Genomic DNA, 19200 nt, shown 5'->3' with positions numbered 1-19200 from the left:
TGCCGACCGTCGCCCGGAAAATGCACTTCAGCGGGTGACGGTCAGCGGCTTCATCGGCATCACGCAGGACACCCGTTCGAGGCGGACGTCGCCAGCGCCCGCCACGCGGTTGTTCCTGCCGGTGTCATCGCACCAGTCAATGTTGTAGGGCACCGCGGTTACGGCGGCATCCCCCGCGGCTGTCCGGGCGGGCACGACAAACGTGTAAGTGAACCCGCCGGCGTCGTTCATGGCGCTGGTGGTATTCACGACTTCCACCCCGGTTGCGTCGGTGACGCTTACCTGGATGCGCGCGTTGTTGCCGTAGCGGGGGTTGCAGCCAGCGTCCGGGGCTGCCACCGTCACGCTTTGCCCCGGTGCGGCCGTCGTCGGGGTCAGCGAATAGGCGGGCGGAAAGCATGGCGGCTCCCCGCCCGTGGAGGACGAGCACCCCGATAGCGAGGCAGCCAGTACCAATGCGCCAACCGTGGCACGGATCGTGGAGCGTCGCCCGCTGTCTTTCAGACAGAAAACCATGCCGTCAGTGTCGCTGGTACAGCAGTCGGCGCCTACTGTTGTGCTGAATTCGTGCCCGGATCGTTGCCGGCGCCTGCCCGCCGGCGGTTGACCGCCCCCATCAAGCGCAGGCAGAGCGCCCAGTAGGCTACCCCCGCGGCCAGCGAGCCTGCCACGGCCAAGGCGGGGCTGATCCCGGCCAGCGGCGGATAGACCACCCAGTGGACAAGGTATGCGTAGAGGGAGGCGCTGGCGAGTACCACCATGAGTCGGCGGAGGACCTGCGGCACCGTAATGCTGGGGAGCCAGATGAGCAGCAGGATCCCGGCGAGGAGCGTGGCCTCCCGGCCGGGGTTCTCGAAGAATCCTGGAATGGTCAGGACTGCAATGACCGAGACCAGGCAACGCTGTGCGACGGTCCGGGACCGTGCGATAGCCCAGCCCAATGCGAAGAGCCAGAGCGCGGGCGCCGTGTGCGGCACGCCCGGGTTGACCAGCTCATACCGGGTCAGGAGCCCCACGCCGGTCAGCGCCAGCGGAAAGAGCAGCGGGAACCGCCGCTCGGCCCGGTCCGCCCACGGAATGGCCAGAAGCGCCGTCGCCGCGAGAAGCAGGTAGACGAGAATTTCGATGAACCAGAAGTGCCACTGGGTGCTCACCCCCTCCGGCCCGAGGACGGCGTTGAGCAGCACGATATTGGCGGGCGCGTAGTTGTCGGTGATCAGGAAGGCCACCGCGATGAACGCCATGCTCGGCACGATGATTCTTGCCACGCTGGACAGCTGCCTCCGCAGCCGCGGGAACCGCGTCCCAGAGAGCTGGAAGCGTGCGAAGTTGTAGCCTGCCACCGCCATGAGCACGTGGGCCGCACCCTGCCAGCTGAACAGCCCAACGTGCGTGCTGACGATCAGGACGATCCCGACGGCCCGCAGCACGATGCTCGTTTCCACGGGCGCAAAGAAGCGTCGACGCGTCCGGCCCGGTGCAGTTCGCGGCGGCACCAGGGCCCGGACCGGGGTCACGTGCCAATCCGGCGGGAGATGGCCCAGCGCCTGTTCCAGCCGTACCGATGCGGCCACGTAGGACAGTGAGTCCCCGCCCAGGGACACGAACGTGTCGCTGTCCGCGATGTCGGCGCACTCCAGCACGTCCTGGAAAATCTTCCGAACGCTGTCCGGAGCATTATTGTCCGGCGCGCCGGTTTCCGTCGCGGGGGCGGGTGCTGGCCCTGGTTTCGGCGCGGACAGGGCCAGGACGCCCCTGTAGTCGAGCTTGCCCGTGGCCAGGCGCGGGAGATGTTCGACGGCGTGGACCTCGAGGGCGGCTCGCGGCAGCCCCATGCCCTGGGCGAGGACCTTGCCCAGCAGGTGCGCGTCGTGGTCGCCTTCAACGGCGACGACGACGCCGTCGTCCGTCCCGGCGCTGGCCGCCTGCACACCGAGGTCCGCCAGGAGCCGCTCCACCTGCCCCAGGTCAACGCGCAGCCCGACGATCTTGACGAACCGGCTGCGCCGGCCCACCACTTCGTAGACGCCCGTCGGGTGCAGCCTGGCAAGGTCGCCGGTGCGGAGCTCCGTAACGGTCCGGCCCGCGGCGAGGTCCGCCGGGCATTCGGCATAGCCAAGCATGACGTTGGCGCCGCTGTAGACAAGTTCGCCGTGCTCCAGCCCCGGCACGGGGTCGATCCGGAACGAGCCGCCGGGCACCGGGATACCCACCGCGCCCGGCACCTCGGCCGCCAGTTCAGGAGGCAGATATGCCATCCGTGCCGTCGCTTCGGTCTGGCCGTACATCACGAAAAATTCCCAGCCGCTGCGGCGGCCAAGTTCGGCGTATTTCCGCACCGAATCCGGCCCCAGCCGGCCCCCGGCCTGGGTGACGTAGCGCAGGCCGGGCAGATCCATGTCCGCAAACCCGACCCGTTCCAGCAGTTCAAAGGTGTATGGAACGGCCGCGAAGGACGTGGCTCCCCGGCGTCGGAAGAGCTCCCAGAAGCACGGATCAACCACGGAAAGGCCGGTCAGGACCAGCCCGGCGCCCCGGAGCAGGTGGCTGTTGATCACGGACAGCCCGTAACAGTAGGACATCGGCAAAGTCGTCACGGCCCGGTCGTCGGGCCCGATGTTCAGGTACTGGGCAATCGACTCGGCGTTGGCCTGCAGGTTCGCATGCGAGAGCCGCACGAGCTTGGGCGAGCCCGTGGATCCGGACGTGCTGAGCAGGAGCGCGAGGTCCGGGTGAAGCTCATGGCGGGTGCCGGTCCGGCGTTCGTCCAGCAGGAGCTGACCGTTGCCGGATTGGACAACGACGTCGGGGTCGTAGGCCGCAACGAGGGATTCCAGGGCGGCCGGCTTGTCCTCCGGCAGGAGGATCAGCGGGTGGCCGCCGGCCAGGGCCGCCAGATAGACCACCAGAGAGTCGACGTCGTTGGCTGCGGCGAGCGCCACGAGGCGCCGCGTGGCGCCAAGCCGGAGGGCGAAGGCATCGACCCGCTCCGCCAGCTCCCGGTACGTCATTGCCAGGGTGTCAGTAAGGATGGCTGGGCTGTCCCCGTAGCTCGCAAGATCGGCGGCAAAGGGCACCCGCATCAAGTCAAGCTGCGTGGTCACCCGGACGATGTTATTAGATTAGGCTTACCTAATCCAAATTAGGGTACGAAAGGTTTGCGTAATCGCCGCGAATCGGTATCCTCCTTACTTAGGTGTACCTAAGTCGGGCCTGCCTCGGCGATGTTGCCGGGACAGCCCACACGGTCCCGGACCCCTGCCTCCGCTCCCCCACACCGCACTGCTCCACCCCCACCGATCCAAGGAAACACCATGCCCAGCATCCCCCTGCCCAAAAACGCCCCCCGGTTCCGGAAGACGCTTGCCCTGTTGGCCGCGGCAACCGCCGTTCCGCTGGCCCTGGCCGGCTGCATGGGCAACCCAAAGGACCCGGGCGCCGCCGGACCCATCCAGGTCACGAGCAGTCCCGCCGTCGACGCCCACCTTCAGGGCCTGCTGGACACCGGCACCCGGCAATACTCCGCTTTCGTCGTGGATCAGACGGATCAGCTGGTTACCGGCACGAGGGCATTCGCGGCGGCTTACGCCGCCGGGGATGCGACGAAGGCCCGCGGGCTCTATGCCGCCACGCGCATGCACTGGGAGCGCATCGAGCCGGTCGCCGAGTCGTTCGGGGACCTGGACCCCAAGCTCGATGCCCGTGAAGCCGACCTCGAACCCGGCCAGGAATGGACCGGCTGGCACCGGGCCGAGAAGGACCTGTTCCCGCCGGCCGGCTACACGCCCCTCGCACCGGCGGAGCGTGCCACCATCGCCACGCAGCTTGTTGCCGACACCGAGGACCTGGCCCAGCGGACCCGCACTGTGGAACTCTCCGCGGACAAGATCGGCAACGGCGCCAAGGAGCTCCTGGACGAGGTGGCCACCGGCAAAGTTACCGGGGAGGAAGAAATCTGGTCCCACACCGATCTCTGGGACTTCCAGGCCAACGTTGACGGAGCCCGGACCGCCTTCGAGAGCCTGTTGCCTGCGCTGCAGCAGAAGGACCCGGACCTGGGCGAAGCGCTCGAGGCCAAGTTCGCTGCCTTGCAGGCCGGGCTCAAGCAGCATTCCACCGGCGCAGGCTTCGCCTACTACAACGACCTCAGCCAGGACCAGGTGCAGCAGCTCGCCTCCCTGGTTGATGCCCTGGGCGAGCCCCTGGCCAAGCTCACTTCGGCAGTAGCCCCGTGACCGGCTGCCCCTTCGGCGCCAACCCCCGCCGGGCCCCCGACGGCGGCGGCGCCCCCGAATCAGCTAGCGCACCGGAACCAGCCAGGGCATCGGGAGCCGCCGCCATGCCCGCGCCGCCGGCAGCCCCCGGTTCGGGAAAGGGCCGGCTGTCCCGCCGCGGGCTCCTGTCCCTGGCAGGAGCCGGCGGCGCGGGCGCCGTCGCCGGTCTGGCCGCTGGCTTCCTCAGCCACGACGCCGTCGAGGCCGCGGCCGCCCCAGTGGCAGAGCCCGGCGACATCATCGCCTTCCACGGTGTCCGGCAGGCCGGCATCGTCACGCCGGCCCAGGACCGTCTTCACATTGCAGCCTTCGACCTGGTCACGGAGGACCGTGCAGAGCTCATCCGGCTCCTGAAAGACTGGACGGACGCCGCCGCGGCGATGACCCAGGGGCGCAGCACGGGCAGCAGCGGCGCCGTCGATGGCCCCTACGACGCCCCGCCCGAGGACACAGGTGAGGCCCTGGACCTCGGGGCCGACAGACTCACCCTCACCTTCGGGTTCGGCCCCGGCCTGTTCGAGAAGGACGGCAACGCCCGCTTTGGACTCGAGGGGCGCCGCCCGGACGCCCTGATCGACCTGCCGCACTTCCCAGGCGACGACCTCCAGCCCGGACGCACCGGCGGCGACATCGTGGTGCAGGCCTGCGCCGACGACCCTCAAGTGGCCGTCCACGCGATCCGCAACCTGGCCCGCATCGGCTTCGGGCAGACGCGCGTCCGCTGGTCCCAACTCGGCTTCGGGCGGACGTCGTCCACGTCGAGGTCACAGGCCACCCCGCGGAACCTTTTCGGCTTCAAGGACGGCACCAACAACCTCAAGGCCGAGGACACCGCTTTGCTCGAGGAGCATGTGTGGGCAGGCCAGGGAACGCGCCCGGAAGAGGGCTGGATGGCCGGCGGCACGTACCTTGTGGCGCGCCGGGTCCGGATGCACATCGAAATCTGGGACCGCACCTCACTGCGGGAACAGGAGGCGTTGATCGGGCGCACCAAGGGCGCAGGGGCCCCGCTCTCCGGCGGCGAGGAATTCACCGCTCCCGACTTCCAGATCCAGGGTCACGGCGGGGAACCGCTGATCCCGATGGACGCCCACGTCAGGCTCGCGCACTCGAGCCAGAACGACGGCGTCAAGATGCTCCGGCGCGGCTACAACTACGCCGACGGCTCGGACGGCCTGGGGCACCTCGACGCCGGACTGTTCTTCATCGCGTTCGTCACGGACCCCAGGACCCACTATGTGCCCATGCAGCTGGCCATGGCCAAGGAGGACACGCTGGCCCTGGAATACCTCAAGCACACCGGCTCGGGCCTGTTCGCGGTTCCGCCTGGCATCCGGGCGGGAGGCTTCATCGGCGAAGGTCTCTTCGCATGATGGCGGCAGTCACCGGTGCCCGCAGGCCGCCGGGCCCAGCGGAACCCGGCGAACTCCACGGCCCGATCTTCCGGACCCCAGCACCAGCGGACCCGGCAGGCTGACAGGCAGCCAGAAAACTTGACCCGTAGGAAATATCCTACCTATTATTGGTCCGTGCCAGTCAGAACGAAGGATTCTCCCGCTGACCTTCTCTTCGGAGCGTTGGCTAACCCCACCAGGCGGGACATTCTGACGCTCCTGCTGGAGGGGCCACGAACCGCTGGCGAGATTGCCGAACGATATGACATGGCCCGACCAAGCGTGTCCGAGCATTTGAGGGTGCTGCTCGATCGGAACCTCGTCTCGGAGGAGCGGAGGGGACGGACAATTCGATATTTACTGACACCCGAGCCTCTTGCCGACGTTGCCTCGTGGCTGTCGCCTTTCGAGAAGTTCTGGCGCGCCCGCCTAAAAGACCTGAACCATACTCTCGAAAACCTGAAGGACACCTGATGTCATTGACGTTGACGGCCATAGAGCTCGACGAATTTCTCCCCCACCCGCCCGCAAAGGTGTGGAGGGCGCTCACGGAACCGGCCCTGATCGCGGCGTGGCTGATGGAAAACGACTTTGAACCCGTCATTGGGCACCGCTACACCATGCGCGGGACTCCTGTCCCGGCCGTAGGCTTCAGCGGTCTTGTCGCCAGTGAAGTTCTTGAAATTGACCCCGAACGGCTCCTGCGGATCTCCTGGCGGGACGCAGAAGCGGGCAACAACCTGAACAGCACAGTCACATGGACCCTGGTCCCCGAGGGGGCAGGGACACGACTGTTCCTCATCCACGAAGGATTCGACCCGGAAGAGCCGAGTCATGTGATCGCTCACCGCATTATGGGTGGCGGCTGGCGCGGACAGATCCTCAAGAAGCTGACGGAAACGTTGGCCCAGATCGGGGAGTAAAGAATCGGGGAGTAAAGACTCGTCAGGTTGAGGCGCTGGCTCTGAACACGGCGCTGGACGGGAGCCTGACGCCGGGGAGTCCTCGGCTAGCGCCCGGCGGGGAGGATCCGGCTGTGGCGCTTCTCGGCCACCGCCGGATCGAATCTCGTATCTTCCAGAGCCCCTCCGTCGTCGAGCCAACGGCGGTTGGTGTAGAAGCTGATAGCCCGATCGTTGCCCTTCTCCACCCAGAGAAATGCCCGTTCATAGCCGAGTTCGATCAACTGTTGTTGCGCGGCCGCGAACAGGACGGAACCTACGCCCTGCGCCCACCAGTCCGGATGCACGTTGATCGCGTGGAGCTGACCGGTTCCCGGGTCCGGGTCGCCGGCAGCAGGGCCGAGGATGGCGAACCCGGCAACCGCATCGGCGCTTTGGACGACGAGGTGAATGGTCCCTTGCCTGGGTTCAAGGATGTTTCGGCGCCAGGCGGATGCCGCGCGGTCGACGTCAAGGCCGTCCAGGTAATCATCGGTCAGGACGCCGCGGTAAGTGGCCCGCCAGGCCGCGATGTGGATCTCGGCCAGCCGTGCGGCGTCGTGCACGGTTGCGGCCCTGACACTGATGTCCGGAGTGGTCATGGTCCAGAATCTATCAACTGCGGTCACCGGGGCCGGGCGGCGCGCGCGAGGCGGCGGGCAAGGTAGCCGATGACGAGGACGCTGGCTGCGGCGAGGAGCCACGTGCCCGCGGATCCAAGGGCCGGGCCGCTCGTGCAGGTGCTGGCGGCGCCGGATTCCGCCGTGTAGTCGATGCACTCGCCTGTCCGAAAGCCGAGAAGCAAGGCGTCGACGGCGATCACCAACAAGATGGCACACACCCAGGGCCACATCGGACGCCGGCCGGGCCGAGGCGTTTCTTCCACGGCCCTCCTCCGCATCTCCGTAAATGGGCTAGCCCTTGGAACTCCTGGCAGACATCACACTAGGGTCGATTCCGTCAGCGCGGTACCCTGCATTAACACCGTGTCGACCTCCACCGGCCACGTCGACCGCTGCGGACCGGGCCGGCCGAACGGAACCGTTTTCTGGAAAGGTCCACGCAATGTCAGAATCTGATCTTTCGGCACTCCGGGAGCGGGCTGCCCGCGGTGACAACGACGCCATCGGCGAGCTCATCGAGCTGGCTGCGGAGCGGGAAGATTTCGAGGAGCTGCGAAAACTTGCCGACGGCGGCAGCCGCGACGCTGAGGATCAGCTGGTTGAACTCGCAGCTGAGAAGGAAGATCTGGATGAGCTTCGGCGTCTGGCAGCTGCCGGCAATACGGACGCCGCAGAAGTGCTGGCCGAACTCACTGAGTAAGCACTCCCGTATTTCGGCCGGGTCACCACAGCTGAAGTTGACTACGTCAATAGTCGCTGCAGCCTCTATGCTGCGCTGAGTCGCAAACGCGTCATCAACTCTGGGGGTTTGAAATTGGACCTTGGTCTGCTTGTTGCGGTTCTTTACTGGGCCTTTCCGGTGGCGGCGGTATTCGTCCTGGCGCGAACCGTATTCCGGCTGAACACGTATCTGAGGCTGCGGATCGCACAGCTTCGCGCAGAGGCCCCGGCCATTGACGCGGCAGAGCCACGACCCCATTTCCGTCCACAGGATTGATCAAATGTCGTCGATGATTCAAGGGAAAGTGCCCACGTGACGCAGATAAGGCTGGTGGTGCGCGCAGCGAGGCCGGAAGACGCGGCCGAGGTGCGCCGGTTGTCCATTGCCTTCACTCCAGCCGCACAGGAGGTTCCGCCGGAGGTTTTCGATAGCCGTTTCGCCCGGTTCCTGGCCGACGCCTCATGGTGCCTCCCGGTGGCTCTGGCACGCACCAGGCTGCTCGGCTATGGCCTCGCTCAGGATTTCGGGCCAGGCCTGCGGGCTGACTTCACGACGGGCCGGGTCCATGACGTCTTTGTAGACCCAGACTCGCGGCTGGCCGGCACCGGCCGGGCCCTCATGAACTTCATCTTCGACTGGTCACGGGCCAGGCCACAGCCAATGATCCTGGACTGGCAGGCAAGTCCCTCCGAAAGCGCACGCCGGTGAGGCCTCAGGAGTTCAGACCGAGCGGTACCGGAGCGAGCCGGGAATCTCTCCCCGGGATCCGAGGCCTTCCCCGTAGGCGAACCGTGCCCACAGCGCCCGCATCGCCCGGCCGTGGGCATTGACCTCGTCCCACGTCGCCCCCGCCAGGAGTCCGGCACCTTCCCACGTGCGCTGGTGGCCGAAGAGCAGGGGCAGGTCAACGGTGTGCGCGGCGCCATAGAGATTTCCCGGTGCGCGCCAGGACAGCACGTAGCTGTGGGCCCGCCCGCCCGCCCGGACATGCCGCCTGGCAAATTGCCTGGCCGCTTTGCCGTACACCAATTCCGTAACCACCCATGTGACCGTCTTGAGCACTGCGCTGCCGACCACGGGAATCCTCGCCACCCGGCCCAGGCGCGGGCTGCGCGGCAGAAACAGCCGGGCTTCCTCCGCTGTGTAGCCGATCAGGATGTCGATCGCCGGGGCAGCGGCATTCCAGGCCCGGTCAAGCCCGGATTCCTCGGGCAGGGGTGAATGCCCGTACTGGATCCCGAACGGCATGGCAGCCATCAGACCGAACTTCCTCGCCGCCCGCGCCACGTCTTCTTCAATAGCGACGACGTCCATCGCCGGAGTCGCGGCGGTAACCGCCTCCGCGGCCACCCCCATGGCGGCGGTCATCCTTTCCCGCCCCCGGGTAATGCCCAGCGGCGCACTTTGAATGATGGCGCGCTGGAAGAGTGACGCCGCGTCAGGGGTCGCCATGAGGTGCGCGACGGCGTCTCCGCCCGCGGATTGCCCGAACGCGGTGACGCGGCCCGGATCGCCGCCGAAGGATGCGATGTTGCGCTGCACCCACCGGAACGCCTCGATCTGGTCGAGCAGGCCGAGGTTGGCGGGACGGCCGGTGCTGGTGGACAAATATCCGAAGAGGCCCAGCCGGTAGGTCACCGAAACGACGATCACCCGGGTTTCGGCAACCAGCGCTGCGGGGTCGAAGATCGCCAGATCCCCGGAACCGGACGTGTAGGACCCGCCGTGCAGCCACACCATTACCGGCAGCCGTTCACCGTCGTGGAGATCGGCCGGCAGGGTGATGGTCAGGCGCTGGCAATCCTCGCTGCCCGGAAGTTCGCCGTAGCGGGTGCCGAGCACGTCATCCAGGAAGGGCACCGGCGCCTGCGGGCACGCCGGAGACAGGGATGTCGCCTCGAGAGTCTCGGACCAGTCGGGTGCCGGCGCGGGCGGCTGAAAGCGTTCCGCGGTGGCGTAGGGAATGCCGGCGGCACGCACGACGGCGCCGTCGCGCCATCCGGTGATCGGGCCACACGGCGGATCGAAGGAAAGGTTCACGTTTGTTCCGGTCTAGCTGTTCTTCAGGAGGGCAACGTCGGAGACAAGATCAATGTGCTCCAGCATCGCCGCCGCGGCGGCCGCCGAGTCCCCGGACCTGATCGCGTCGGCGATCTTGCGGTGGGAGGCGAGCGACTGCTCCGGCCGGCCGGGCTGTCCGAGCGATTCGAGGCGCGTTTCCAGGACCATGCCGGCAATGAAGGTCATGAGCTGGGCCAGGACCGCCGAGTGGGCCGCGGCGGTGACGGCCTGGTGGAACAGCTCGTCGCCGCGTGCGCCGCGGTCTCCCGAGGCGACCTCTGCCGCCATGGCTTCAAGGGCGTGATCGATCGCGTCCATGTCCTGCTCCGTGCGGCGGGCCGCGGCCAGTTCGGCCAGCTTGACCTCCAGCGTGCTCCGCGCCTCAACGATCTCGGGCAGACGGCTCCGGTGTTCGCGGAGGCCTTTGATCACGGATGGAACGTTCGGCCGGTAGACCAGCACCGCTCCGGTGCCGTGCTGGACGTCGATCACGCCAAGCACCTCGAGGGCCACCAGGGCCTGCGCCAGAGTGGCACGCGAAACACCCAACCGCTCGGCAAGTTCCCGTTCGGCCGGCAATGTGTCCCCGGGGCCCAGCTGGGCGGACTCGATGAAGTCCATGATCTGCTCCACCAGCTGCTCGTAAAGCCGGGGCCGCGAAACGCGGGAAATCTGATGCGTTGCCGCCTGCTTTGCCATGCGCGTCCTTCCAGCCTGTCCTGACCCCTAAGACTACCGGAGAACTATTGACAAAGACACCTAGTGTCTAGGAGGCTAGGCCACTAAGCCAGTAACGACCCACTTCGATCCGGAGGAACAACGATGTCCGCTCCCGTCCTGTCCATCATCATCCTGGCGGTGATGTTCCTTCTGGCCACGGTGCTGCCACTCAACATGGGTGCCTTGGCCTTCGTCGGCGCCTTCCTGCTGGGCTCCGTGGTGCTGGGGATGTCCACCAACGACATCCTGGCCAACTTCCCCGGCGGCCTGTTCCTGACCATCGTCGGGGTTACCTACCTGTTCGCCATCGCGCAAAACAACGGCACCATCGACCTGCTGGTCCGGGGCGCCGTCCGGCTGGTCGGCAGCAAGGTCGCCCTGATCCCGTGGGTCATGTTCGCCATCACCGCGGTGATTACCGCCGTCGGCGCCCTCTCCCCGGCCGCCGTGGCCATCATCGCGCCGATCGCCCTCAGCTTCGCCGCCAAACACAAAATCAATCCGCTCATGATGGGCATGATGGTGATCCACGGCGCGCAGGCCGGCGGCTTCTCCCCCATCGCCGTTTATGGCGTCACCGTCAACAGCATCATTGCCAGGACGGAGCTGGACGCCAACCCGATGGCGATCTTCCTGGCGAGTTTCCTCTTCAACCTGGCCATCGCGCTGGTGCTGTTTGTCGTCCTCGGCGGTGGCAAACTGCTGTCCACCCCGGGCGGGCGGCTGGTGGAACAGGCCGCAGAAAAGCGCCTGTCCGTCAGCGTGGGTGCCCGCGCGGCCGGCGTCACGCTGCAGGGATCCGGATCCGACATCTCCGCCGCCGGCGTCTCGGCCAAGGGCACCTCAGGCTCTGGAACATCCTCGGCCGCCGGTCCCGCCCCGGCCGGCGCACCTCCGGCCAGCGGCGCCCGTGCATCCATGCCCCAGCTCATCACCATCCTTGGCCTGATCGCCCTGGCCGTCATCTCGCTCGGATTCAAGGTGGACGTCGGCTTTGTTTCAATCACCATCGCGATCGTCCTCGCCCTGGTGTCTCCCGCAGCGCAGAAGGGCGCCGTCAACAAGATCAGCTGGTCCACGGTCCTGCTTATCTGCGGCATGCTCACGTTCGTGGGAGTCCTCGAAGAAGCCGGCACCATCGCATTCGTGTCCGGCGGAGTGGCGGATCTCGGCATGCCCCTGCTCGCCGCCCTGCTGATCTGCTACATCGGTGCCCTCGTCTCGGCCTTCGCCTCCTCCACTGCCATCCTCGCGGCCCTCATTCCATTGGCGGTGCCGTTTCTGGCCACCGGCGAGGTCGGCGCCGTCGGCGTGATCGCCGCCCTGGCCGTGGCCTCCACGATCGTGGATGTGTCACCGTTCTCCACCAACGGCGCCCTGGTCCTGGCCAACGCGCCCGAGGACGTGGACAAGGACAGGTTCTACAAGCAGATCCTGGCCTACAGCGGCATCGTCGTCGCCGTCGGACCGGCCGTCGCCTGGCTGGTCATGGTAGTCCCGGGCTGGATGTGACCGCTGGATGTAGCCGACAAATCAACCAACCCCGCAAGCCCACCGCGCGCCCGCCACGACCGACCAAAGAAGGAACACGTCCATGAGCACCGAACCCATGCCCGACGCCGAAGGCCCCCTCACCGGCTATCTCGTAGTAGACCTGAGCCGCGCCCTCGCCGGCCCGCATGCCGGGATGATGCTGGCTGACCTCGGCGCGCGGGTCATCAAGGTGGAGAACCCCGGCACCGGCGACGACACCCGCGGCTGGGGGCCGCCATTCGTGGGCCCCGAGGATGATCCGCAGGCCACGTATTTCCTGTCCTGCAACCGCAACAAGGAATCCATTGCCCTGGACTTGAAGAGCGACGACGGGCGGGCAGTGCTGCGGGAGCTGCTGGAACGCGCCGACGTGGTCATCGAGAACTTCCGTCCCGGCGTCCTGGACCGGCTCGGATTCTCCGCCGCGCAGATGCACACCCTGAATCCGGCACTGGTGGTCCTCTCCATCACAGGATTCGGGCACGACGGGCCCGAATCCCAGCGCAGCGGCTACGACCAGATCCTCCAGGGCGAGGCCGGGCTGATGTCCCTGACCGGATCCGGGCCGGACGATCCGCAGCGGGTCGGGGTCCCCATCGCCGACCTCCTCTCTGGCATGTACGGGGCGTTCGGCACCCTCGCGGCGCTGCTCCAGCGTGAGCGGTCCGGCCAGGGCCAGATCGTCCGCACCTCATTGCTCGCGGCCCTGATCGGGGTCCATGCCTTCCAGGGCACCCGGGCCACGGTTGCGGGCGAAGTGCCGCAGGCGCAGGGCAACCACCACCCGTCCATTGCCCCCTACGGACTGTTCCACTGCCGGCAGGGCAGGGTGCAGATCAGCGTGGGAAGCGAGAAGCTCTGGAAGACGTTCGCCTCGACGTTCGGGATCGACGCCGCGCGGCCGGAGTTCGCCACCAATGCGGACCGCGTGCGCAACCGCGAGAAAGTCATCGAAGAAGTGGAGCAGGTGTTCTCCGATTTCGAGGCCGAGCCGCTGCTCACCAAACTCAACGACGCCGGCATCCCGGCCGGCAAGGTCAGAACCCTGGACGAAGTCTACGAATGGGAACAGGTCCACTCGCAGGGTCTGGTGATCGACGTCGAGCATAAGATCCTCGGCACCGTGAGCCTGCCCGGCCCGCCGCTGCGGTTCTTCAGCGCCGCCGGCACCAACGAAACCACGCTGACGTCCCACGCCGCACCGCCGCTGCTGGACCAGGATGGGGAGCAGGTCCGGCGGTGGCTGGGGCTGACACCCGGCACCCCAGCCGGCGCCCGAGCAGGCGCGGCCACAGTCGCCGGCCAGGAAGGCCCCCGGGCATGCTGACCCGGCAGAAGGTCCGGCACCTGGACGCCACCGAACTCATCGCCGCGGTCCTCGATCCCGGGTCCTACCGCAGCTGGGACGCGCCCGTGGTGGACCCCGATCCCGGCCCCGAGTACCGGCAGGAACTGGCCGCCGCACGGGCCAGGACCGGCGTGGACGAATCCGTCCTTACCGGCGAAGGCCTGATCCGGGGCCGCCGGGTGGCCGTCATCGTCAGCGAGTTCCGGTTTCTCGCCGGCTCCATCGGCCAGGCCGCCGCGGAACGGATCGTCACCGCCGTCGAACGGGCCACCCGCGAAGGCCTGCCCCTCCTCGCCGGCCCCGCGTCGGGCGGGACCCGCATGCAGGAAGGGACCATCGCGTTCCTCTCCATGGTCAAGATCAGCGCCGCCGTCCGCACCCACCGCAAGGCCGGACTGCCCTACCTGGTCTACCTGCGTCATCCCACCACGGGAGGCGTCATGGCCTCGTGGGGGTCCCTCGGCCATATCACCGCCGCCGAGCCCGGCGCCCTGCTCGGCTTCCTCGGACCCCGGGTCTACGAGGCCCTCCACGCCACCCCGTTCCCGGAGAACGTTCAGACGGCCGAGAACCTTTTCGACAAAGGGCTGATTGACGCGGTGGTCCCTCCCTGGCAGCTGTCCGACGTCGTCGACCGCGCCTTGGGCATCCTGGTCACCGGCCCCCGCCCGCCGGTCGCCGCGCCCGCCACGCTGTCCGTGAAGCCGTCCGGCGCCGGCGCCTGGGAATCGATCGGCATTTCCCGCGACCCCCGCCGGCCGGATGTCCGGCAACTGCTGGCGCACGGGGCCCGGGACGTGCTTCCGCTCAACGGCACCGGCCAGGGCGAAAAGGACCCCGGCCTCCAACTGGCCCTGGCCCGTTTCGGCAGGGAACCCTGCGTCGTGATCGGCCACACCCGGCCCCGGGCGACGCGGCCGACGGGCATGGGACAGACCGCGATGGGGCCGGCGTCCCTCCGGGAGGCCCGGCGTGGCATGCGCCTCGCCGAGGAACTCGGGCTCCCGCTGGTCACCATCATCGACACCGCCGGTGCCGCCCTGTCCCAGGAGGCCGAGGAAGGCGGCCTGGCCGGCGAGATCGCCCGCTCCCTGCACGACCTCATCGGACTCAACGCACCCACGGTGTCCGTACTGCTCGGACAGGGATCCGGCGGCGGGGCACTGGCCCTCTTGCCCGCGGACCGCACCATCGCCGCCCAGCACGCCTGGCTCTCTCCTTTGCCGCCGGAAGGCGCGAGCGCGATCGTCCACCGGAGCACGGGCTTCGCCGCGGCCATGTCCGAGGCCCAGGGCGTCAACGTCGCGTCGCTGCACGCCAACGGACTTGTGGAGCACATCGTGGACGAACGGCCCGATGCCGCCGACGAGGCGCAGGCCTTCTGCCAGCGCCTCGGCCGGGCCATTGAATACGAACTCGCCATGCTCTCCACCGCAGGAGTCGACGAACTGCTCCCCGGGCGTCTGGCGAAGTACCGCAATCTGGGCAGCGTCCTTGCGCCAGTGGCGGGACGCCCCCCGGCGGGGTCACCGCTGGATGAGGCTCAGAGCAGGCTCGAGAACTCCGCGTAGCTGAGCGGGGCGTAGCGTCCGTAGGCGGCGATCACCGCGGCCTCGACCGCATCGACGTCGAGGCCCGGCACCAGGTCATCGGCCGCGCCGGCCGTCGCGGGGTCCCATTCGAGGCCGAGGGCGGTGTAACTGGCCTCCAGGACCGCGCGGATCGGGGCGGAGTCCGCCACCACGATCACGGAGCTGAAGAGCCAGCCGCCGGCGACCACCCGCTGGGCGGTGCCGACCAGCTTGATTCGGTGTTCGGGGACCTCCGGGTCGCTGCCGTGCACGCTGAACTCCCCGGGGCAGTACTCCCCCGGGATCTCGCCGACGCCGGCATCCACGCCGGCGTCGCGCAGTGCCCCGGCGAGCAGCTCGCCGAACCGCGAAAACCTCCCCTTGGCCCCGGCAATCGCGTCCGCATCGGGTTCCAGGTGGTCGATGACGAGCGTTCGTTCGTGGTAGGCCGCCGCGCGGCCTCCGGCCTTGCGGACCAGCGGCTCGAAGCCCAGCTGCCGGCAGGCGTTGGCGGCGGCCGCGAAGCCGGGCAGGTGCGTGTCGCGCTGGCCGAAGGCGACCGTGGGGACCGGCCGGTACAGCCGCAAGGTGGGACCGAGTGAGCCGGTCTTGACCTTCTGGAGGAGCCCGAGCGCGAAGTCGAGGTCGGCCGCGGCGCCAAGTGATTCCTGCTGCCGCACCACCGTCAGTGTCCGGGACCCGGCTGGCGCCTGCGGCATGTTGTTATGCTCCCTTATGGTCATTCTGCAATTCCTCGTCGTAGCCGCCGCATTCGCCGTCATCGACGCCATCTGGCTCAAGACGATGAACCCGTTCTACCGCCGCCAGATTGGTGACCTGATGGCCGACAAGCCCAATCTAGGTTACGCGGTGGTGTTCTACGTGATCTACATTGCCGGGATCGTGTTCTTTGCCCTGACGCCAGCGCTCGACGGCGGCAGCTGGCTCAGCGCTGTGGGCTACGGTGCCGCGCTGGGCGTGTTTGGCTACGCCACCTACGATCTGACAAATGCCGCCACGCTCAAGACGTGGCCGTGGCAGCTAATCGTCGTGGACATCCTGTGGGGTGCCGTGTTGACGGCGCTGGCCACGTTGGCCGGCTGGCTCGTCTTCCACTGAGCTAGGACCTGCGCAGCGTCAGGATCTGTTCCGCGCGTCCGAACGGGCCTGTGAGGTCATGCAGCACCGTGGAGGTGAGCCCGATCCCGTCCGTACCGAACGTGACTTCGTTGTCCAGCCCCAGCCACTCCCCCTCCGGCTGCCGGTACATATGGATCTGCAGGTCCAGGTTGGGGAAGGCGTAGCTGCCCTTGCCCGGCGGGACCCGGGCGGCAATGCCGTTCGCCGTGTCCACGAGGCCGACCAGCCGGGCGAGGTCGCCGCTGTCCGCCCGGTCTGTCAGCGGGTAGTCGGTGCGCAGCCAGACGGTTCCCGAGCCCGCCCGGTGGCCCTCGGCGATCCGCATGTGCAGGGAGGCGATGTAGCCGCCGGGCCAGACGGCCGCGGCGTCGTACGGCTCGCAGTCCTCCGGCGCCGGAATCCTGGGATCCTCGAAGGCCGCGATGGCGGACGTGTCAGAGGTGATCATCCGCCAGGCCGTGGCGCGAATGGCCGTGCGCCCGCCGGAAACGAGCTCGGCCTGCACCAGTTCGATGGTCCGGCCCGGGCGCAGGGTGGAGGTCACGATCTCGAACTCACCGCCGGGGATCAGCCCGAGGATTTCGTAGCTGAGCCGCGCCATGCGCATATCTTCGCGGGGCTCGTGCCGGGCCAGGCGGTCGGCCATGATGCCGGACGCGGGGGCCATGTGCTGCTCGTGTTCGTTCCAGGCGCCTTGGGCGTGGATGGTGGAGCGGAACCGCCCGTCCCCCAGGGCCTCGTAGTAGAAATCGCCCTCGGCAAGTTCCGGTAGTGCAGCAGTCAACGTCCGCCCTTTCGCATGGCTGGTGATTCCAGAACACACTATCCTGCTGCGCTTTCCGTGATCCCGGCCGCTGTGTTTCCGGCTCCGATCCGGCGCGGACCCCGGACGCGCGCTGCGCTTGTTCCCAACCGATCCGCTCGGACTGGGTAGACTCGGGTGAGGTTTTAACGACTATTCACCGAAGAGGTGCTCCCCCTGCTTAGAGTCATCAGCTACAACCTCCGCAAGCACGCGGCCAGCGGCGAGCTGGTCGATCTGGCACGTGATTTCGAGATTGATGCTTTGTGCCTCCAGGAGTGCGATACGGACGATCTGCCGGAGACCATCGGGGATCTGCACCTGGCCGATTCCACCAAGGGCAACCGGCTGGGCCTGGCGATCTATTACCGCATGAGCCGTTTCACGGCCTACGAGACCAAGACCTTCGCCCTTAAGAAGTCCATGCACGACCGTGTCCTCTCCCCCGCGCACGAGCGGCTCATCGGCACTCGTGTGACCGACAACGAGACCGACCACGAACTCGTCATCGCGTCCTTCCACGCGGCGCCGCTGACGGCGTCGAACTCTCTGCGGCGGAACCAGATCCATGCCGCCCACGCCGAGCTGCTCAGCATGGGTGGCGGGCTGATGTCACTGATGGTGGGCGACTTCAACTATCCGTTCTTCACCAAGTCCCTGACCGAGAAGATGAAGGACGCCGGCTACGACCTCACGATGAGTGACCGCCGGACCTATACCCGGTACAAGGTCTTCAAGGGCCATTTTGATTTTGCCACTTCCCAGGGGCTGGAGATCGAAAGCGTGGAGACGCTGCCCCGCGGCGCCTCGGACCACCTGCCCATCCTGATCTCGGCCGAATACGGCCAGGAGGCGCCCCCCAACGGTTCGGGACCTGCGGAGCATTAGCGGCCGGTCCTGCCGGGTCGGTGCTGACCGCCGGCGCTGCCGCTAGGAGATAGGTGACGCGCTAGGACCCCGCATTGAAGACGTCCCCGCCGAAACTGTCCAGGCCCGGCGCCCCGGCGTATCCGAGGCGCGGGAGCGAGAAGGCGTCTTCGATGCTGGCCAGGAGGCTGAAGTGGTTGTACGGCCGGTCCGACGTCGTGCCGCCCTTGGTGAGCGGCGAGAGGACCAGTGCACCAATCCTGCCGCCGGCCGTTCCTCCGGGCAGCAGCCCTGAGGGCCCAACTGTCTTGCCCTCGGACTCGTCGAAGGTGATCACCAGCATCCCGTCCTGTTTGAAGGCCGGGGAGTCCAGGATGGCCGGGACCTGCTGGCTCAGCCAAGTGTCGGCGGTGGCCAGTCCGCCTGCACTGCCGTCGACGCAGGGGTTGTCGTGGCCGTCATTGCAAAGATTGGGTGAGATGTAGGACAGGTTGGGGGTGGTGGCTACGGACTGGAGGTCACCGCGGAGTTCGCTGAAGTCCACCACGTTGCTCTGGCAGTCCGGCGACGAGGTGATGGCCTGGAAATACACGAACGGGTTGTGCCGCGTTGCGTACTGGTCACCCACCTTGGCGCCCTGGCTGGTGTCCTGCCCGCCGAGGTCGGGATGACGGCACGGCGTGCCCATGTCTTCCATGTAGCCCTTCCAGGTCTTGCCTGCGGCACTGAGCTGCCCGGCGACCGTGGGGACCGAGGCCGGATAGACGCAGCCGGCGCCCTCCGCCAGGCCGAGCGCGCCCGTCCCCGTCAGCTCAAACGCCGCGTAGGTGGGGCAGTCCTCCCGCGTCATGGCGTTGGACGGCTGGCCGGAGATCTGGGCCAGGTAATTCGGGTTCGAATTGTGGGCGATCCCGTAGTACTTGGAAAGCAGGACACCCTGGCTGCGGAGCGTCTGCGACAGGTAGGGGGCCTCCGAGCCTGCGCCCCACACCTTGTTGTAGCCCTTGTTCTCGAGATTGATGACGAACACGTGCCCGGGCTTCGACGGCGCCCCCGTGGTGGCAGTGCCCCCGGCAGTGGGACCCGGATTGCCGCCCGGCGGCCCCGGCTCGCACGCCGCCGCCGATGCCACCAGGACTGCTGCAACAAGCAGACGCGCGGCGATTCGTCGATGATTTATCGTGGCAGTCCGGCTCATGGATTCC

The 19200-nt window shown here is 67.6% G+C and carries 20 protein-coding genes; 11 read left to right on the top strand and 9 right to left on the bottom strand.

Annotated elements, in window-relative coordinates:
* Positions 1–27 precede the first annotated feature (27 nt).
* The gene (locus ARTB_RS01635; RefSeq protein WP_243177330.1) at positions 28–516 is read right to left on the bottom strand and encodes a hypothetical protein; all 489 of its coding nucleotides are present in this window, start codon (positions 514–516) and stop codon (positions 28–30) included.
* Between the two features lie 32 nt (positions 517–548).
* Positions 549–3104 carry an AMP-binding protein gene (locus tag ARTB_RS01630; protein WP_243177329.1) on the bottom strand — a complete coding sequence of 852 codons (2556 nt, stop codon included), beginning with the start codon at positions 3102–3104 and terminating at the stop codon, positions 549–551.
* Positions 3105–3314: 210 nt separating this feature from the next.
* Here ARTB_RS01630 and efeO point away from each other — a divergent pair, with 210 nt between their 5' ends.
* From efeO to ARTB_RS01610, 4 genes are all read left to right on the top strand, one after another.
* Complete coding sequence (gene efeO, locus ARTB_RS01625) at positions 3315–4235, top strand: iron uptake system protein EfeO (RefSeq protein WP_243177328.1); 921 nt, start codon at positions 3315–3317, stop codon at positions 4233–4235.
* A complete protein-coding gene (gene efeB / locus ARTB_RS01620) occupies positions 4232–5647 on the top strand; it encodes an iron uptake transporter deferrochelatase/peroxidase subunit (protein WP_243177327.1) in 1416 nt (471 codons plus the stop codon). The genes efeO and efeB overlap by 4 nt, the downstream gene beginning before the upstream one ends.
* 156 nt (positions 5648–5803) lie before the next feature.
* Positions 5804–6142, top strand: a complete 339-nt coding sequence (locus tag ARTB_RS01615) for an ArsR/SmtB family transcription factor (RefSeq protein ID WP_028277533.1) — start codon at positions 5804–5806, stop codon at positions 6140–6142.
* Positions 6142–6591 carry an SRPBCC family protein gene (locus ARTB_RS01610; RefSeq protein ID WP_243177326.1) on the top strand — a complete coding sequence of 150 codons (450 nt, stop codon included), beginning with the start codon at positions 6142–6144 and terminating at the stop codon, positions 6589–6591. The genes ARTB_RS01615 and ARTB_RS01610 overlap by 1 nt, the downstream gene beginning before the upstream one ends.
* Before the next feature lie 86 nt (positions 6592–6677).
* On the opposite strand, the gene ARTB_RS01605 is transcribed toward ARTB_RS01610, so the two are convergent.
* Positions 6678–7211 (bottom strand): GNAT family N-acetyltransferase, encoded by a 534-nt coding sequence (locus tag ARTB_RS01605; RefSeq protein WP_243177325.1) that lies wholly within the window; start codon positions 7209–7211, stop codon positions 6678–6680.
* A gap of 23 nt (positions 7212–7234) precedes the next feature.
* Entirely contained in the window at positions 7235–7495 is a 261-nt protein-coding gene (locus ARTB_RS01600; RefSeq protein ID WP_243177324.1) for a hypothetical protein, read from the bottom strand.
* A 179-nt stretch (positions 7496–7674) separates the two neighbouring features.
* Here ARTB_RS01600 and ARTB_RS01595 point away from each other — a divergent pair, with 179 nt between their 5' ends.
* Both ARTB_RS01595 and ARTB_RS01590 read left to right on the top strand, forming a co-directional pair.
* On the top strand, positions 7675–7932 hold the full coding sequence (locus tag ARTB_RS01595) for a DUF1387 domain-containing protein (RefSeq protein ID WP_243177323.1): 258 nt from the start codon (positions 7675–7677) through the stop codon (positions 7930–7932).
* Between the two features lie 333 nt (positions 7933–8265).
* A complete protein-coding gene (locus ARTB_RS01590; RefSeq protein WP_243177322.1) occupies positions 8266–8661 on the top strand; it encodes a GNAT family N-acetyltransferase in 396 nt (131 codons plus the stop codon).
* Between the two features lie 12 nt (positions 8662–8673).
* Here ARTB_RS01590 and ARTB_RS01585 read toward each other — a convergent pair whose 3' ends face one another.
* Together ARTB_RS01585 and ARTB_RS01580 are read right to left on the bottom strand one after the other, a co-directional pair.
* The gene (locus ARTB_RS01585; protein WP_243177321.1) at positions 8674–9993 is read right to left on the bottom strand and encodes a carboxylesterase family protein; all 1320 of its coding nucleotides are present in this window, start codon (positions 9991–9993) and stop codon (positions 8674–8676) included.
* Between the two features lie 12 nt (positions 9994–10005).
* On the bottom strand, positions 10006–10713 hold the full coding sequence (locus ARTB_RS01580) for a FadR/GntR family transcriptional regulator (RefSeq protein WP_028276186.1): 708 nt from the start codon (positions 10711–10713) through the stop codon (positions 10006–10008).
* 123 nt (positions 10714–10836) lie between these two features.
* On the opposite strand from ARTB_RS01580, the gene ARTB_RS01575 reads away from it, so the two are divergent.
* The 3 genes from ARTB_RS01575 to ARTB_RS01565 all read left to right on the top strand — a co-directional run bounded on the left by ARTB_RS01575 (position 10837) and on the right by ARTB_RS01565 (position 15186).
* A complete protein-coding gene (locus ARTB_RS01575; protein WP_243177320.1) occupies positions 10837–12246 on the top strand; it encodes an SLC13 family permease in 1410 nt (469 codons plus the stop codon).
* An 82-nt stretch (positions 12247–12328) separates the two neighbouring features.
* Positions 12329–13594: a CaiB/BaiF CoA transferase family protein gene (locus ARTB_RS01570; RefSeq protein WP_243177319.1), complete on the top strand. Its 1266-nt coding sequence runs from the start codon at positions 12329–12331 to the stop codon at positions 13592–13594.
* On the top strand, positions 13588–15186 hold the full coding sequence (locus ARTB_RS01565) for an acetyl-CoA carboxylase carboxyltransferase subunit alpha/beta (protein ID WP_243177318.1): 1599 nt from the start codon (positions 13588–13590) through the stop codon (positions 15184–15186). The genes ARTB_RS01570 and ARTB_RS01565 overlap by 7 nt, the downstream gene beginning before the upstream one ends.
* On the opposite strand, the gene ARTB_RS01560 is transcribed toward ARTB_RS01565, so the two are convergent.
* Positions 15159–15905 carry a lipoate--protein ligase family protein gene (locus ARTB_RS01560; RefSeq protein ID WP_243177317.1) on the bottom strand — a complete coding sequence of 249 codons (747 nt, stop codon included), beginning with the start codon at positions 15903–15905 and terminating at the stop codon, positions 15159–15161. The two genes, ARTB_RS01565 and ARTB_RS01560, sit on opposite strands and share 28 nt — an antisense overlap.
* 16 nt (positions 15906–15921) lie before the next feature.
* On the opposite strand from ARTB_RS01560, the gene ARTB_RS01555 reads away from it, so the two are divergent.
* The gene (locus ARTB_RS01555) at positions 15922–16305 is read left to right on the top strand and encodes a DUF2177 family protein (protein ID WP_028276183.1); all 384 of its coding nucleotides are present in this window, start codon (positions 15922–15924) and stop codon (positions 16303–16305) included.
* A 1-nt stretch (position 16306) separates the two neighbouring features.
* Here ARTB_RS01555 and ARTB_RS01550 read toward each other — a convergent pair whose 3' ends face one another.
* Positions 16307–17110, bottom strand: coding sequence for a thioesterase family protein (locus ARTB_RS01550; protein ID WP_243177316.1), 804 nt, complete (start codon positions 17108–17110; stop codon positions 16307–16309).
* Between the two features lie 186 nt (positions 17111–17296).
* Between ARTB_RS01550 and ARTB_RS01545 the strand changes: the two genes are divergently transcribed.
* Entirely contained in the window at positions 17297–18016 is a 720-nt protein-coding gene (locus ARTB_RS01545; protein WP_028276181.1) for an endonuclease/exonuclease/phosphatase family protein, read from the top strand.
* A gap of 61 nt (positions 18017–18077) precedes the next feature.
* On the opposite strand, the gene ARTB_RS01540 is transcribed toward ARTB_RS01545, so the two are convergent.
* A complete protein-coding gene (locus ARTB_RS01540; protein WP_243177315.1) occupies positions 18078–19193 on the bottom strand; it encodes an alkaline phosphatase family protein in 1116 nt (371 codons plus the stop codon).
* Positions 19194–19200: the final 7 nt, after the last annotated feature.

It is taken from the genome of Arthrobacter humicola, from assembly GCF_022803015.1.
In the GTDB taxonomy this organism is placed as follows: Bacteria; Actinomycetota; Actinomycetes; order Actinomycetales; family Micrococcaceae; genus Arthrobacter; species Arthrobacter humicola_A.
Note: the sequence above shows the minus strand (reverse complement) of the source record. Positions and strands in the feature narration are given on the sequence as shown.